Here is a 15,136-nt window from a genome sequence, read left to right on the forward strand (position 1 = left end):
TCACCCGTATCACAGGCGGCAAGTACGTCTCGACGAAACTCCCTCGAATACGGTGCCACAGCAACCTCCTTGTTCAAGTTGCTGCGTAGCTTAACTAATTTGCCGGCATGGCGCTAGAGCTAGATGAAGAGCGCTCTAAAATCAGCGGAGAGCCGCGCATTGTCTCGATTGTCTCATGTTGGCACAGTTTGTCCGCTGCGCTGATGATCTTCCGCTCCGGTTGATAGTTGCTGCTTGGTTCGACGCAGTTTGTGCCCGTGTGATGCGGAACATGTTGCGAAGTGGATGAAGCGCAGTTTTGTCAGCGCCACGTGCTTCGATTCGCGGTAACGCATTTGCCTTTGATGTTCGCGAGCCGGTAGGCGTTAAGAAAATCTTCGGCCTGACGCGGATAAATGTTGTCGGGCCGTCATCTGTCGTTCCCTCGCATCGTTTGCTACCCGCCCGATGCGGCCTTCTTGTTGGGCCCTACGAAGCGTCGCCGGTCGCGCAAGAAAAAAAACGGCTCCTCCTAAAGGTACCTCCCATTTTTTTCTTGCCCGCACGCCTGCGGCTCCGGCTGGTCCGCTTCGGTGAAACGTGCCACAAGGCCGCGATTGTCGGGGCCGGTAAACGCAAACCAAGGAGAACGAACATGACTGACAACACTCAAACTGCATCCGCTGGCTCGAAGATGCCGACTCACTTTGCCTACCATGTGCCCGAACGCAAAGGCAAAAAGAGTTTCTGGACAAGAATCGGGTGCGCATGGCCGCACGCTGACGGAAACGGTTTCAACATCCAACTGGAGGGCCTGGTTCCGCTGGACGGGCGCATCACCCTCCGCGTCGTATCCGACAAGCAGGAATAACCATCAACCGGGGCGGGCAGCGATGCCCGCCCCAATTTTTTTCACCAGGAAAGGATCACTTCCATGAACATTTGCACCATCAATCCGTTCTACAGCACTAAACTCCATCGTGCTTCCAGACTGCCGGCAGTCCACACCGCCGAAACGGTTTACGCCAAACTGCCGCTGGCGCCGGTCAACGGCAGTCCCGTGCCGCACTTAACCAGCCTGTATCATTTCCATCGGGCCGGCGAATATGGGGACCGCAGCTATCCCGGCAACTGCGGCGGCAGTCTCATCAAGGATTTGCTGAAATATTTTCAGCCAACCAGCGTCATTGATCCGATGACCGGCAGTGGCACCTGCCGCGACGTGTGCGAGGACCTTTCGATTTACAGTTGGTCGAGCGACCTACATCAGAACGTCGACGCTTGCGATCCGTCCGCCTTACCACGCGAGTGCTTCCAGTTCTGTTGGCTGCATCCGCCCTATTGGCGGCAGAAGCTCTACACCACCGACCCACGCGACCTGTCGCGGACGCCCACACTGGCCGCGTTTTTGGAGCGCTACCGCCGGCTGATCGACAACTGCGTCGGCACCTTAGTACCCGGCGGCAAACTGGCCATCTTGATGGGAGACTACACCGATAGGGAGATCGGCTTCGTTCCACTCACCTATTACACGAAGCAATTTGCGTTTGAATGTGGATTGCGCCAGTGTTGCACCGACATCATCCGTTTCAGCCACAGAGCGAGCAGTTCCCGGAAAGTCTACCGCAGCAGTTTCATTCCGGCACTCCATGACGTGTGCATGATTTTCGAGAAAGGAAGCTCGTGATCCTCCAGCCGCGTCTATCGCTGTCGAGGCCCATCCGGGCGCCTTGCATGCTCTGCTGCCAGGGATTTTCCCCATCCGGTATTGGTTAATGTGAATTCGAGCATGCTGCCGTCAGAAAGCCGCAGATCAATGCCGCATCTTAGCCGTCCCTCCGAATCCAATTCGGGAGGAACAAACGGCTCGATTCTCGCCGTGATGTCATTCGACAGCTTTATTTCGGGCAACGTCAGCAGCGCTGTGTACAAATGCCCAATCGCCGCGCTAGCTGGCTTCGACATTTCCTGTCGTCCGCTAGCCACGAGCTCAGCAAATTGGCTGCGCCCTGCCGGAGTTCGTCTGCGATCTTGATGCTGCTTGTCATCCATTCCAAATGCTAGCGCGGCGCTCGGGCCAGCGCAACCGGAAACCATGTCCCAGAGCGGGACTCCGCAGATTTTCACCGTGAAAATTCAAAGTCAGCGGACTGGCTCGACCAGGCTGTGTTGTTCTGCTGCTGCATATATTTTTTTGTCAGACGTCTTCCCTTAGCACAGCTAAGGACGTTTTTTCACCGTGAAAAACTTTGTGGCTGGATTGAATCCAGCGCATATAATTTGCCATTCACTCAACCCGTATCAAGGAGCACCACATGGCATGGCATTTGCGCAAGAAGCCAAGCGGCATTAAGAAGGTCCGGTCAATTAAGCCGATCAAACCCATCAAGCCTATCAAACCGATCTAGGCAATCCGCCCGGTCAAGCCTATCGCCCCAGTCGGGTTCAGCTACTACTGGAAGGATTAATGCCGGCAAGTGCGTATTGCATTTTGGGCTCGCGCGTGCGAACCTCGGCATTCTGGCTAGTTTCGCTGGGTTGGCGAAGAGACTGACTATGTTCGAGAAGATGTTGATGCCGTTGAACCGGCATTTCGACGACGGCCATGAAGGCGCGGCCGACGCATTCAAAGAAGCTGCCGAGAAGCTTGAGACAAACGATGAAAGCAGCGTGCGCAGCATCAATGCGCATCTTCCAATTAATTTTCTGTATCGCCACGCGATTGAGCTCTATCTCAAATCCGCGATAGTCACTGTTCACCGGTCGCTTGGCCTCCCGTCCGGCGATGGCCCTCACGAGCGAGACCCGCTTGTCAAAGACAAAGGAAAATGGCGTCGCCTTGACCGTACACACAGTGTTAAGGTGTTGCTGGTCGAATTGGATCGCCTCATCAGGGACTACAACGACCGCATAAAATTAAAATCCAATGGCAATTGGGAATCGCCCGAAGAGCTTCACGAATGGATCGACGTGATCGAGAAGGCAGACCAGGGGAGTACGTACTTCCGGTATGCGAAAAGTGGCAATCCGACCGCCGACAATGCCAAATCCAGCTTTCAGCCGGTCGGCCCGCAAGATTTGCGGGCGGCTGCAGACGGCGATCAGCCACCGGGCATGTTTTTGTTGATGCTGGACGACGACGAAAATGTTGTCGAGGCGTTCGGCCACAAACGGAACCTGCTCCCCGACTTCGCGAAGCATTGAAGGAGGCTTCCGCTATGCTGGCCGGTGTCGCCTTTGGACTTTATGCAGAACTGGTTGGGGGGTACGGTCAGCGATGGCAACGTGACGCCCAAAAACCGCCATCAGAGCCGCCTGTTGGCATGAACCGGTCAGACATGGCCTTCTGGCGTAGATTTCTCTTGCCAGACTTTATAAATGTGCTATTATTGGTAGTATGGCTACTAATAATGACACAAAATTAAAGATATTGCTCAGTCTGCACAAGCCAGGCACCCCACTTCTTGCTTCATGGCTGGAACACCAGGGTGTGTCACGGAGTCTGCAAACCCACTACCGGCGAAGCGACTGGCTTACCTCAGTCGGGCCGGGAGCATTCAAGCGGCCAGACGATGTTGTGTCGTGGATGGGAGCGCTAAGCGCTCTTCAACGCCAAGCGGGACTTGCGATCCATGCCGGAGCCATGACGGCGCTGTCGCTTCAAAGCTACTCGCAATACCTGCGGTTAGGTGGTCAGCGCGTGTATCTCTTTTCTCAGCGCGGTGTCAAACCTCCGGCATGGTTCAAAAAGCACGACTGGGGCGTGCCGGTACGCCACATACCGACATCGTTTTTGCCGACGGATCTCGGATTGCTCGATCACAAGGAGGCGAATTTCTCCATACGCATATCAGCGCCAGAGCGTGCGATGCTCGAATGTCTCGATCATGCACCGAAGGAGTTCGACCTGGTGGAATGTTTTCAGGTTATGGAAGGGCTTGTGAATCTTCGGCCGGACACGGTGACTGAACTGTTGAGGCAATGCACATCGATCAAGGCAAAGCGGTTGTTTCTTTACATGGCGGAAAAAGCTAATCACCAATGGCTGCCGTTCATAAAGACAACCGGGCTCGACCTCGGCAGCGGCGAGCGTAGTCTTTCCAAAGGCGGCGTCTATGTCGCCAAATATAATTTGGTCGTGCCGAGGGAGCTTGCTACATCATGATCTCAGCCGAATATCACGCGCGAGTCGAATTGCTCCTGCGCCTACTGCCAGAAGTGGCGAAGGAAAACATATTCGCGCTGAAAGGCGGTACCGCGATTAACTTACCATAATCATTATTTGGCGATAACATTTTGCACTCCTACGTGTTTTCGTAATCACTCCTAGTAACCGGAGAGAAAGCTTGGCCTGCGGTTGCATCGACCAGAGGACGGCAGCCGGAAGCAAATCTCAGTTCATCGCCAGCAATAACCGTGTCACGAATTCTGGTTTCGGACGAAACACATCAAGTTGTGGGGGCGAGTTCACGGCCGGAACACAATTAGCATGACGCTTCATATGTTGACTTTCCGTCGGATTAACTCAATCGTCCGACTCTCTTTTTTCGTGGGATCGAACACTTCAAGCCGCACGCTAGTGCCGGCGTCTCCGCGAATGAGAGCCGAACACTCCAAAACGCTCTTGTGAGTGGTTGAAATACCGTCGATTTCGTCCACGAGCAAACCCGCTGTCAGGCCCATTTCCTCCGCAGGTGAATTCGGAATGATCTTTGTAATTTGGAGAAGGTGATTCTGCGAATCGAAATCGAGTTTCGCTCCAATGCCAACAACTTCTTTTCCTATCGTGAGCGTGCTAGCAATTTTCGGAGTCAACGCCACACGCTCAAGCAGAAGCTTTCCAATTGACTCGGAATGCAATTCTCCTTGTTGATTTAGAAGCACGACGACGCCCCGCCGCTGACTTTTTTCGAAGCCGATGAATGCAGAATAACCAGCTGTTCCTCCAGCATGAAGCCGGATGTCCAAACCCGTTTGCTCTCCTTCGCCTTCGTCCACCCACGGCATCGCGGTCCGCCCGAAGAAGCCGGGCGTATTGCCGAATCCATGTGAATCGTGGTGGCTGAACACGTGTGTTTTTTCCATAAGCGGCGTTAAGGGTGACTGCACGAGACCAAGATTTGCTGCGACATATTTCAACAGGTCATTCGCGGTCGAGTGTAAAGCACCACAACCGGCCAACGATTGGAACTCCCAATTCGGTACAGGCCGCGCCGCCGCATTGTGCCCAACCGCCAGGCGGTTTTTCATTTCCGGAGTCAGTGAAGCACCCGTGCCGTCCATCTGCAGCGGACGAGCAATGCGATTAACTATTAACGAATCAAAATCTGCACCAGCTTTGAGCGTGATGGCATGGCCCAACAATCCCATGCCCACATTGGAATACTGAAAGTCGGTTCCTGGATCACGAGTCAAGGTAAAATGCGACAAAAACGCATATAGCTTTTCCGCCGAATAATCCGCAAATAAATTCGCTCCGCTCGATAGGTTAGTCGGATTGAACGGCAGGCCGGAAGATTGAGTCGCAAGATCGCGGAGTGTGATTTCCTTACCATTGTGGCTTGGTACCTTCACTGATTTCGGTAGGTACTTAGCCACCGGGTCGTCCAGTTTCATGTCGCCGCGATCGACCATCTCTTCCAATAACAATGTCGTGAATGTTTTGGTGATCGAGCCGATCTCAAAAATCGTATCGCCATTGATCTCCTGATTGGACTCGTTGTCGCACTTACCGGCACTGAATACCTTCGATCCACGTTCGTCTACGATTCCAATCACCATGCCAAAGTTCTGATCGGCGAAATTATTGCGCAAGAATGCTTTGACCAAATCATCGTAATCCGTTTCCGCGCCCTGAATAATATTGGCGCCTAGCAGGAAAAGTGCGAAACAGATCCGGTACAAAGTGTTCATTTTCAATCCTTTCACCGATTGCTGCCAATCGCATGCTGACCTATATCGCTTGGCAAAAGTGCCAGATGCTTCTCGATCAACGTCGCGGTAAGCTTGTCGGAGTAGTTCGGGCATTGCGGGTAATGATCGTGACTAAGTCCGCCAACTCGTTGATCGAGTAGTTTTCGATTAAATTCAAGCAGCTCGTCCATTGAGCAATGGGAGTACAGCGCGAGTAATGCCTGCTTCGAAACGACGCCATTGCCTCCGTCAAAATAACTGCCATTAGGCAACGAGAGCACAACATGGCCACACTCAGTCCCGTCAGGAGACATGATGCAAACGATGTTGACCTTCTCGCGGAAGCGAGCATTCCATTGCTCCAGAAATGCGATGGCAAAGCGGCCGCACGGACCACAATTGATGCGCGGTGTTCCATTTGTCATAAAGCCGTAGTTGTCGTTGATTTCGTCACGCAAACCATTCAGGATCTCGACGCGATCGCTCGGAGGAAGAAAGTAATGGCTTTTCGCAAACACGACGATCAACCCCAGCCCGACAGCGAGGGCCACGACAACCCGGGGAATGGCCGAGCCAATAGCAGGTGTATTCACAGCATTCGCGGTTCGATTCACTCGATGCCAGATGCACTGATTCAATCGCTGGAGCGAAATGTCAGCAGAACGTCCTGCAGCGTATCCGACTTGGTAAAAGAGTGCGTCGCGGTTAATGTTCGGTTGAACGGGAGAAAGTTTCCGCAGTTGCTTCTCGAAGTCTAGCACGTCGCTCTCCTCAACATGACTATGATATAGGTCATTCATGTTGTTTCCTCCGTTGTCAATCGAGACATGATTCTTTCACAAATCGTGCGGCCGACGAATAGAATCTCGTTTTTGCTCACGAGCTATCTTCCTTGAGGATTGCAACCATGACCGCACGCTCTTTGGTTGTCAGTTTCTTTTGTTTGGGCAGTTGCAAGAGCAACTGCTCGCGAGAACCTTGAAACACGCGAGTCACGACATCAGCCAGCATTCGTGCAACCACTTCTTCCTGATTCCGAATGGGACGGAATTGGAACGGTCTGACCTTGCCGGGTAATTTTTCAAGAAAGCCTTTGCTCTCTAGAATCCGAACTAAAGTCGCAATCGTGGTATAGGCGCGATCTACTCTGGCGTCGGCCAACAACCGCCGGACCTCGACGACGGTCATTTCACCGTGCTTCCAAAATACCTGCATGACTTCCAATTCGCGGTCAGTCAATTCTCTGGCACGAGGCCTGACCATTTGTTCAATCCTTCTGTCTGGGTTTTTTCACAAACAAACTCAAACAACTGCTACTAGCCTAACCGTGCTGCGAAGCGACAAACCATCCACTAGTTTCTGATCTGGTTGTTGGTCAGCCAAATCAACCCATCGACAAATGGGCCACGCCAGCTAATAGGGTTGTGTCCCCCAGTGAACTCGGAGTATTTAACGACGTAACCCTTAGCTTGCAGCACATCGCGGAAACGATGATTCTCTCCCAGCAGACCATAAGGAAATGTATTTTCGAACCTACCAACAGTTACATAAAAACGCACCGGGAGCTGTGGCGATGTCAGATACTGGCGCGTTAGCCAACCGGGCTCCTCATTTGGGTCCAGGGTTCCTTCGAACATGCCCGGCGCCCAAGGATAAGAGCCCGATAACGACAGCACGTTGCCGAACACTTCGGGGTGCCTGTATCCAGAATAAGATGCCATCAGCCCACCAAGACTGATGCCGCCGACAACAGTTTGGCTCGCTTCGGGCGTTACGTGATTATTCTTCCGCACCCACGGCACCAATTCTTTAGCGGTAAAATCTGCAAACGCCTCGGAGCAGTTCAGTTCTGTGTTTCGATCCGCGGTTTGAGTTATGAACACAGTCACTAGCGGCGGAATCGTTTTCGCTACAATTAAGTTATCAAGAATTGTAGGCACCGGAATCTGATCGCGGTTCGTAAAGGCATAACCGTCGAACAGAACCAAGAGGCCATAAGGCGCGCTTTTGGAATCGTAGGTCGGCGGCGTATAGATTAGGACTTGTCGATCCTGATTCAGAACTTCGCTCGTGATCGTATGCTCGCTGAGCGGAGCAACCCCATGTTTGGTTTGCTCTGCGTCCGACACGGGCTCCAACCAAGGCTGCGGGAAGGCTTCAGGAAGATCCACACGCGTACCATTTGCAGAAACTAATTTCGGATTCAATGGATCAGGCCGGAGCGGGTGTTCTTTGAAGTATTTGTCTTCCGCAACCGGACTCATAGGGAGAAGCAGATCATCGGGAGTGTCGACAATGAATCGATAGATAAAACGGGCATCGTTCGAAACACGGTCAGTGCGATACCAAAGAGAAGTGTTAGCCAAGCGGATCATCTTGGCGCCGAATTCGCCCGTTGCAGGTCCACCCAATACGGCGATATTGCGAGTTTCGTCATTGCCTTCCCATAAGAAACTGACCCACGATGAGTGCGGGTCGTCGTCAGTCTGCTCGATCAGTGGGCCCTTCCCCTGCAACTCTTTTATAAATCGATCGACCACCGCTCGATTACCGCTCGCGTCGTTCGCTGTAAGTTGCTTGACCAGCGCAGCGAGGCGTGGGCTGACAAATCGCTCAATTTCGTTTTCCTTCGGAGTGGAACGGTTAAACGCGGCGCGCAAGAACACCGCCCCGATTAATAGAAGACTGCAAGTGGCCACAGTTGATTTCGCGAAACAAATCACTTTGATCATTTCTACACCGCCGGTTCGAAGGCATCTTCTGGCTCAAAGATTTCCCGACCATCAAGTGCTGGTGGCGGTAGCGTTGCGCCGCAGTGCGCGCACTGGCGGATGCCGACAAGCCGCCTTCGACCGCAGCCGGCGCACAACTCGCGCGCCGGCCAGTCAAACAGACTGAGTATGACCACGACTCCTGCGGGTCCTAAAAGCAGACTCACGACCGACCAGGCCAACGCTGTTGCGATTCCAAACCCCAGTCGTCTGCTCAGAAAGAATGCGCCAACTCCGCTCAGCAAACTTGAGATCAGCATGTTTCTGATAAACGATGGCCAACATTGCCGATAGTCAGTTTCAAAGATCCAATCCAAATTGCATGCGGCATACAGCGGCAACAGCACAGGCGGCCAGATCGCACCCATGATGGCGGTACGCCGCCATTTCCTCTCTGAAGTATCCGCCGCGATTTGAGCGAGTTGCGTTTGGCGCACCAGTTGCCCTTCTGTGGAATACTCAAAGACTTGAGAAGAGACGGATGTCTCGAACTGTGGAAGGGGGTCCGCCAAGACAAGAAAATGATGATTGGACGGCAAAACAGCAAACTGAAAAAAGTATTTGCTTTTGTCCAAATTGAAAGGGACTGTAAAAACTTTATCGCCCGACGGCTTCAATACATGGAGCGTCGATCGCGTTAGAACAACGACGATCGGATTCGTCTGTGGTGGAAGTTCACAGGCGGAAACCACGGGATCATCCGTGGAAGCAACAAGCAAAGGCCGAACACGATGCTGGTCAAGCTCCATCCAGTACACTGCAGACGGAAACGTAAGTGTGTGCGTATTAGCCTGAAGGAATAAATTTAAGGGCGATGCCGGAAACTGCTGGCTCGGCCCCTCGGCCATCGACGAGAAACCCGATGGGCCGACAGTTCCGAGGAGGACGTGAGTAATTGGATCATAGAGTTTGATAATCCGTTCCACCGCATCCAGAACGCAAATGTAAGGGACCAGTGCGGCGCCCGCAGCGGTGGACATGGCAATGTCGCGACCCCCGGCACTCCCGATGTTGACGCCGCCTTCGACCTTAGGTGTGGCGACTGCGCGCAGGCGAACTACTTCAGGCACCGAACTGCGGTAACCGCGCGATTGCATCGAGTACGGCCAAGGCACCGATGAATCGTCGAAGACGAGGTTACTGAATTGGATAAACTGATTAGCATTGGCCGGATCATCAACATCGACGCCGGAGTATTTCGCAAGCGGAAGACCATTGGAATCGGAAATTATGCACCGGCGGTCGCTCCCGTCCAACGTCCAGTGAATCCGCAATATGCTGCCATCGGCGTCTACGCGAAGGCCATTCCAGGCAGAGACTGTATTAAAGACACCGAGAAAGATCTCCAGCCCGAGGCCGATCCCAATTGCCCCAGCAAAGATCATTGCAGCGAGGGCCAGCCTCGGCAACCAACCACGATCAGCGGTTCCACTGGTGGCAAATACGCTCCATGCCGCGATCGTGCTAATCGAGATGCTCACGCAAGAAAATAAGATCGCTACCCAAAACTGGGGTGTCGAAACGACAACGATGCTCGAAGCGACGGCCAAGCCAAGCGGTAAAAAGCGACTCCCAAACCAGCGTGCTTTACGCAACGTGAGCACGATCCCCGCAAAATAAAAGCAACTTGAATTGAAAATGTCTGCCAACATCGGAAGCAGAGCTTGCCAATGAAATGGCGTGGCCACATTTCCTGGTCGCGCTGCCCAAGCGGCAGCCAGCAGGCAGGGCAATATCAGAGAGAAATACAATAATACTAATCCGGCAAGGCACTTTGCCGAAAACACGCTCCACCGTGAAACGGGCCGATGCACAATAAACGCCCAATTATCGGGGCGAGTTTCAAAAACACTTTGCGCAACGCCCATCAATAACCCAGCCAGGGGCGCGAAAAAAATTGTTCTCTCTTGCGCCAAATGATTCAGGATGAACGGATTGCCCGTTCTGATTTCAAGCAAAACAAGTAAACATAACGCACCAAAAATCAGCAGCGCCCATTTAGCGTTCTCGTGCAGCTCTTTGAAAAAGATCATCTTCACGATGCACCTCCGACCATTTCGGTCTCGCGCTCGTCGGGCAATCGAACATTCTCCAAATTGCCTCCCAAATAACTAATGAAGGCGTCTTCCAAGCTAAGCGGGGCTTCGTCGATGCGTTGCGCGCCGAGCTGCTCCAGCACACTTCGCGTATCTCGGGTCAGGCTCACCAATGTCAGCCGCAAGGTGTTGCCTCGTGGTACACATTGAATCAGTCCGCGTAGCGGCGGCAGCTCTGGCGGTCGGCCGGAAAAGGTCAATACAAACTGCTGCACACAACTACGGAAAGTTTCCAACGAGCATTCAGCGCGTAACACGCTGTAGTCGAGCACCGCGATGTGATCGGCCATGCGCTCAATGTCGGCCAGTAAGTGCGAGGAAAAAATGATCGTGCGGTCGGCCTTGCGCGTGGCATAAACCATCGATTCCAACAGCGACCGCCGCGCCACCGGGTCTAATCCAATCGCTGGATCGTCGAGAATCAATAGATCGGGCTCTGCGGCCAAGACCATTGCCAAACACAATCCCGCCCGTTCTCCGCGGGACATATTGCGCGCTGGTGTTTTGGAATCGACGCGAAAGAATTCCAGCACGGTATTAAATAGCTGGTGGTTCCATTTCGGATAAAACCGCGATTGAAACTTTTCCGCATCTTTCACGCGCATCCATCCAAACACTGGATGGGCTTCTGCTAGATATCCGATTTGAGCACGTACTTCTGCTGGCAGATTTTGACTGTCATATCCCAAGATCGAGCTGGTGCCCCAGGTCGGGGTCAGCAGACCGAGAATCATTCGCAAGGTCGTGGTTTTGCCCGATCCGTTTCGTCCCAGAAAACCAAAGATCGAACCTCGCGGCACGTGCAAATTCAAATTATTGGCGACGCATTTTCCTCCGAAGTATTTGGTCAAATCGTGGGTTTCGATTGCGTAGTCGCTCATGGCTGACGGGCCTCATTGATCGATTTCTTCCATCAACAGCCGTAACTTGCGTTCCAGCGCCTGCTGCATTTCGTTGGGAGTGAAGCCAAGGTAAACGCCTTCGTTGATAAACGCCTCCAGGTTCGCATTGATCCGCCGCAAGCGCTCGGACTTCGTATAAACGGCGCGTCGCCGGGCAACATAAACGCCTTTGCCATGACGCGATTCTAGGATTCCCTGGCGGACTAAATCGGCATAGGTTTTTCGGACCGTGTTGGGGTTAATCACCAATTGTTCGGCCAACATTCGCACACTGGGCAATTGCTCTCCCAGGGCCAAATTGCCGGTGGCAATAGCGCGGCAGATTTGATCGACGATTTGCCGGTAAATTGGCACATCGCTCCCCGTCACGATGGAGATTTCAATAGGCATTGCACTGACCCCCGTGGACTAGATATAGTAGTACAGTATCAATCTTCGCCAACTCTGTCAACGATCCGTGCAGATATTTTTGAAAAAAGCAAAGTGATCGAAATCGTCGCTCCGCGGCGTCCCGTTCAATCGGCAGTCGATCAGACTGTTGGCGACGGCGATTAAGAGCCTGGGGACAAACCGATGAAACACATCAATAACCACCTAAGCTCAGTGAACCAGCGCGGAGTGCGTGGATTGCAAATCGGTCACGCATGCCAGCATCACTGCAATTGATATTTAGGCCGCATTTGTGTTCATGGTTTCATGGCGAAGAGTTGGTCGCTACATCAGCCGTGTAGTTCAGGGTGGGGCTCACGCTCTAGTTGGTCAAGCTTATTCTTCTGGCCATCGTTCAGCAAACTGCGGATCTGCTTGTCGGTCTGTTCCCGCAATCGCCTTACGTTGCCCAATCGCTCTTCGTGGGACAGGCCTTCGTCGCGGTCAAGCTTCTGTGAGGCGTCCTGTAAACTTTCCAGCATCGGTTTAATTTTAGCCTGCTGATCATCGGCGAGATTCAGTCTTTCGGCCAGCACCTTCAACTGCTGCTCGACAGTTGGGCCGCCCAGTTCACCGTGCAGCTCAGGGTGGGGCTCGCGATCCAGTTGATCAAGCATTTTCCTTTGGTCATCATTTAGAATCGCTCGGATTTGATTGCCAGCCTGTTGACGCGATGTCCGCACACCATCCAGGCGCTCCTCATGAGACAAGGCTTTATTTTGCTCAAGCTTCTGTTGAGAGTCGTAGAGCCCTTTGAGGATCGGCAAGACACGGGCTTCCTGTTCACTAGTAAGTTTGAGCTTCTCAGTCAGCAGGTGAACCGCATTGATTCCATTCAAACGCGGAACAAGCGGTGCGGCCGGTGGCTTATTCGCCAAAGCGTTCCATTACTTCCAAGCCAAGCGCGATGAGTTCGATGCTCGCTACCACAAGCGGAGCAACATTGAATCGACCTTTTCAATGTTGAAAGCAAAATTTGGCGATGCGGTTCGCAGTAAGACCGATGTGGCCATGAAAAACGAAGTGCTCGCAAAGATACTCTGCCACAACATCGTGTGCTTAATCAGTGCGATTTACGAAATAGGAATTGATCCGACTTTCTGGACAAATACTGCGTCCGTCCAGAAAGTCGCGGGAGCATGAAACTTTATGGACAAAGCCCGCATATGACCCTGAAAACGACGCCAGCGGTGAAGGCCGGATTGACCGAATCGGCTTGGAGTGTGGAGCGGTTGTTAGATGAGTTAGCTGCGATTTAGTTCAGCCTGCAAGGCGGATCGGGTATGATGGGGGTCATGCGATTCCAGTTCAGCATGAAAACGATTTTGCTTGTGTTCGTGGTTTTTGCCATATCGTGCGCCGCGATTCTTTTTTGGTCGATCAGAGTAGTGCCGGGGGGCATTTCGTTTTGGCGGACTATAGAATGGCTTCTAATCAACAGCTTTGTGTGGGTTCCGGCCATCTTCACGGCATATGCGATAGGCCGACGGGCGTTGACGGCTCGCATGGTGATTTGTTTCGCGATTGCAGAAGCAATTGCCTTCATGTGCTTTTATCATCTCTACTTTGTTACTTGATTTGCCCCAGAATTCTCAGAATTAGACTGACACGCCAACGACTGAGCGGTCACAAAGTATTCAGGCAGTACCGAAATCCAGTCGCCCCCGACTCAACAGGACAGGACGCCGCTCGGCCAAACATCGAAGGAGTTTCTTCTTTGTGGGACAAGAGTTGCATCAACCAGCCGGCAGTTCAAAACGCGATTTCCATAATTCCATGTTTGGCCGCGTAATTGCCGGTAAGGGCGGCGAATCTTTTTGCATTGAGACATGACAACAATTACTCTCCGCAAATAATAACGTTCAATAATGCCCCATAAAACTGAACGTCACTTCGTTTACCGCCTCAAACCAAATATCGTACCGTTTCAGGATACCTTGCAGTTCTTTCCGCAGTCGGCCACTTTTTTCGCTGCTCATATCGGGAGGACACCGACCCCAAAGGACGTTGCACATATCCAATTCAGCATATAGCACAAATAGTGAGGAAAAGGGAATTCAAAATGCTCGTTACCATACTCCTCATCCGCCGTCGCCCAACGAGTGTCATGGGTTAGATTGTTTTTCGCCATCCAATTGGCTACTTCCTTTTTGAACGCCTCAACGATGGCGGGCGGCAATCGCGCCTTCCGAACTTCTTCTGACATACTTTTCTCCTGATCAATGATCGCACCCAACTTACCCAATATCTGCAATAAGCGCAAGGATCGCCCGACGAATCGTGACGGGAAGTCTATCCCAGGCTCGAATCGTCCGCTGCAAATCAGTGTCAAGCGATGCCAAGAATTGCCTCTTGAAGCACTCAGAATGCAGCACCAGTGCAGCGCGGCACTGTTGACAGTTTTCGCAACCGCAAGGGATACTGTATTTTAGGGCGAAACCGGTTGCGGGTTCAAGTCCCGTCACCCTCGCTAGTTACGCTTAGAAACCCGGTCAAAGGCGAGTATGCTTTGACCGGGTTTTTCTTCGGCGTTTAGTGGATCGAGAAAGTAACTGTGGCTTCTTCCAAATTTGGCGTGGAGACCGTTAGCTTGACATCGCCCGGGGTTTTGAGCGATTGCAGATAAATCAACACCGGCCCTGATACACGCTGTGCGAGGGCGATTGATTGTCTTCCGTGCCGTTCAAGTTGCCGTTTTCAATGCCGATGATGCGGCCTGGGGCGGTCAGGGTGCAGGCGATGGTATTTTTTGCGTCCGGCACAAGCACGCCCTCTTTGTCGGTGACATCGACTTCGATTTGCGCCACGTCGCGCCCACCGGCTTTCAAGTTCGTCACGTCCGGTTTTAGCATCAACTTGGCGGGGGCGCCGGCCTTGTGAAGCTCGAACGAAACGGTTTCCGTCCGGCTCTGTAGAAAAGTGAGAGCGAACCAAAGAATCATGACATTGTGAGTGAGAGCCATCAAGTGCAAGTCGCGGCACTGGCTGCGGTAGGATCTTCCTCGGACGTAGGCTCCTTGTCGGCGTTTGATCATCGACATGACGG

Annotated in this window: 16 protein-coding genes; 5 read left to right on the top strand and 11 right to left on the bottom strand. The window is 52.7% G+C overall.

Annotation, left to right across the window (positions count from 1 at the left end; genetic code table 11):
• Nucleotides 1–634 precede the first annotated feature (634 nt).
• The 4 genes from VFE46_02615 (at nucleotide 635) to VFE46_02630 (ending at nucleotide 4,144) form a co-directional block, all read left to right on the top strand.
• Nucleotides 635–850: a hypothetical protein gene (locus VFE46_02615; GenBank protein HZZ26875.1), complete on the top strand. Its 216-nt coding sequence runs from the start codon at nucleotides 635–637 to the stop codon at nucleotides 848–850.
• 63 nt (nucleotides 851–913) lie between these two features.
• A complete protein-coding gene (locus VFE46_02620) occupies nucleotides 914–1,666 on the top strand; it encodes a hypothetical protein (GenBank protein HZZ26876.1) in 753 nt (250 codons plus the stop codon).
• Nucleotides 1,667–2,535: 869 nt separating this feature from the next.
• Nucleotides 2,536–3,183: a hypothetical protein gene (locus VFE46_02625; protein ID HZZ26877.1), complete on the top strand. Its 648-nt coding sequence runs from the start codon at nucleotides 2,536–2,538 to the stop codon at nucleotides 3,181–3,183.
• A 193-nt stretch (nucleotides 3,184–3,376) separates the two neighbouring features.
• Nucleotides 3,377–4,144 (top strand): type IV toxin-antitoxin system AbiEi family antitoxin, encoded by a 768-nt coding sequence (locus VFE46_02630; protein HZZ26878.1) that lies wholly within the window; start codon nucleotides 3,377–3,379, stop codon nucleotides 4,142–4,144.
• Between the two features lie 332 nt (nucleotides 4,145–4,476).
• Here VFE46_02630 and VFE46_02635 read toward each other — a convergent pair whose 3' ends face one another.
• The 8 genes from VFE46_02635 to VFE46_02670 form a co-directional block, all read right to left on the bottom strand.
• Nucleotides 4,477–5,892 (bottom strand): serine hydrolase, encoded by a 1,416-nt coding sequence (locus VFE46_02635; GenBank protein HZZ26879.1) that lies wholly within the window; start codon nucleotides 5,890–5,892, stop codon nucleotides 4,477–4,479.
• A gap of 11 nt (nucleotides 5,893–5,903) precedes the next feature.
• On the bottom strand, nucleotides 5,904–6,692 hold the full coding sequence (locus VFE46_02640) for a hypothetical protein (GenBank protein HZZ26880.1): 789 nt from the start codon (nucleotides 6,690–6,692) through the stop codon (nucleotides 5,904–5,906).
• Between the two features lie 76 nt (nucleotides 6,693–6,768).
• Entirely contained in the window at nucleotides 6,769–7,155 is a 387-nt protein-coding gene (locus VFE46_02645) for a BlaI/MecI/CopY family transcriptional regulator (GenBank protein HZZ26881.1), read from the bottom strand.
• A gap of 89 nt (nucleotides 7,156–7,244) precedes the next feature.
• On the bottom strand, nucleotides 7,245–8,624 hold the full coding sequence (locus tag VFE46_02650; protein ID HZZ26882.1) for an alpha/beta hydrolase-fold protein: 1,380 nt from the start codon (nucleotides 8,622–8,624) through the stop codon (nucleotides 7,245–7,247).
• 2 nt (nucleotides 8,625–8,626) lie between these two features.
• Nucleotides 8,627–10,702, bottom strand: a complete 2,076-nt coding sequence (locus VFE46_02655; protein HZZ26883.1) for a hypothetical protein — start codon at nucleotides 10,700–10,702, stop codon at nucleotides 8,627–8,629.
• Entirely contained in the window at nucleotides 10,699–11,640 is a 942-nt protein-coding gene (locus tag VFE46_02660; GenBank protein HZZ26884.1) for an ABC transporter ATP-binding protein, read from the bottom strand. The genes VFE46_02655 and VFE46_02660 overlap by 4 nt, the downstream gene beginning before the upstream one ends.
• 12 nt (nucleotides 11,641–11,652) lie before the next feature.
• Entirely contained in the window at nucleotides 11,653–12,051 is a 399-nt protein-coding gene (locus tag VFE46_02665; GenBank protein ID HZZ26885.1) for a GntR family transcriptional regulator, read from the bottom strand.
• 329 nt (nucleotides 12,052–12,380) lie between these two features.
• Nucleotides 12,381–12,968, bottom strand: coding sequence for a hypothetical protein (locus tag VFE46_02670; protein HZZ26886.1), 588 nt, complete (start codon nucleotides 12,966–12,968; stop codon nucleotides 12,381–12,383).
• Between VFE46_02670 and VFE46_02675 the strand changes: the two genes are divergently transcribed.
• Nucleotides 12,916–13,233, top strand: a complete 318-nt coding sequence (locus tag VFE46_02675) for a transposase (GenBank protein ID HZZ26887.1) — start codon at nucleotides 12,916–12,918, stop codon at nucleotides 13,231–13,233. The two genes, VFE46_02670 and VFE46_02675, sit on opposite strands and share 53 nt — an antisense overlap.
• Nucleotides 13,234–13,345: 112 nt before the next feature.
• Here the strand turns inward: VFE46_02675 and VFE46_02680 are convergent, their stop codons facing one another.
• From VFE46_02680 to VFE46_02690, 3 genes are all read right to left on the bottom strand, one after another.
• The gene (locus VFE46_02680) at nucleotides 13,346–13,636 is read right to left on the bottom strand and encodes a hypothetical protein (protein ID HZZ26888.1); all 291 of its coding nucleotides are present in this window, start codon (nucleotides 13,634–13,636) and stop codon (nucleotides 13,346–13,348) included.
• Nucleotides 13,637–14,065: 429 nt separating this feature from the next.
• On the bottom strand, nucleotides 14,066–14,296 hold the full coding sequence (locus VFE46_02685; protein ID HZZ26889.1) for a hypothetical protein: 231 nt from the start codon (nucleotides 14,294–14,296) through the stop codon (nucleotides 14,066–14,068).
• Between the two features lie 421 nt (nucleotides 14,297–14,717).
• Nucleotides 14,718–15,032, bottom strand: coding sequence for a hypothetical protein (locus VFE46_02690; protein HZZ26890.1), 315 nt, complete (start codon nucleotides 15,030–15,032; stop codon nucleotides 14,718–14,720).
• Between the last annotated feature and the right edge of the window lie 104 nt (nucleotides 15,033–15,136).

It is taken from the genome of Pirellulales bacterium (assembly GCA_035656635.1).
GTDB lineage: Bacteria > Planctomycetota > Planctomycetia > Pirellulales > JADZDJ01 > DATJYL01.

Bases quoted from the DNA above. Each gene is read 5' to 3' on its own strand.
- VFE46_02685 (HZZ26889.1), bottom strand. From the start codon at position 14,296: ATGTCAGAAGAAGTTCGGAAGGCGCGATTGCCGCCCGCCATCGTTGAG.
- VFE46_02680 (HZZ26888.1), bottom strand. From the start codon at position 13,636: ATGAAGGCAATTGCTTCTGCAATCGCGAAACAAATCACCATGCGAGCC.
- VFE46_02635 (HZZ26879.1), bottom strand. From the start codon at position 5,892: ATGAACACTTTGTACCGGATCTGTTTCGCACTTTTCCTGCTAGGCGCC.
- VFE46_02665 (HZZ26885.1), bottom strand. From the start codon at position 12,051: ATGCCTATTGAAATCTCCATCGTGACGGGGAGCGATGTGCCAATTTAC.
- VFE46_02620 (HZZ26876.1), top strand. From the start codon at position 914: ATGAACATTTGCACCATCAATCCGTTCTACAGCACTAAACTCCATCGT.
- VFE46_02650 (HZZ26882.1), bottom strand. From the start codon at position 8,624: ATGATCAAAGTGATTTGTTTCGCGAAATCAACTGTGGCCACTTGCAGT.
- VFE46_02660 (HZZ26884.1), bottom strand. From the start codon at position 11,640: ATGAGCGACTACGCAATCGAAACCCACGATTTGACCAAATACTTCGGA.
- VFE46_02645 (HZZ26881.1), bottom strand. From the start codon at position 7,155: ATGGTCAGGCCTCGTGCCAGAGAATTGACTGACCGCGAATTGGAAGTC.
- VFE46_02630 (HZZ26878.1), top strand. From the start codon at position 3,377: ATGGCTACTAATAATGACACAAAATTAAAGATATTGCTCAGTCTGCAC.
- VFE46_02625 (HZZ26877.1), top strand. From the start codon at position 2,536: ATGTTCGAGAAGATGTTGATGCCGTTGAACCGGCATTTCGACGACGGC.
- VFE46_02690 (HZZ26890.1), bottom strand. From the start codon at position 15,032: ATGATTCTTTGGTTCGCTCTCACTTTTCTACAGAGCCGGACGGAAACC.
- VFE46_02615 (HZZ26875.1), top strand. From the start codon at position 635: ATGACTGACAACACTCAAACTGCATCCGCTGGCTCGAAGATGCCGACT.
- VFE46_02640 (HZZ26880.1), bottom strand. From the start codon at position 6,692: ATGAATGACCTATATCATAGTCATGTTGAGGAGAGCGACGTGCTAGAC.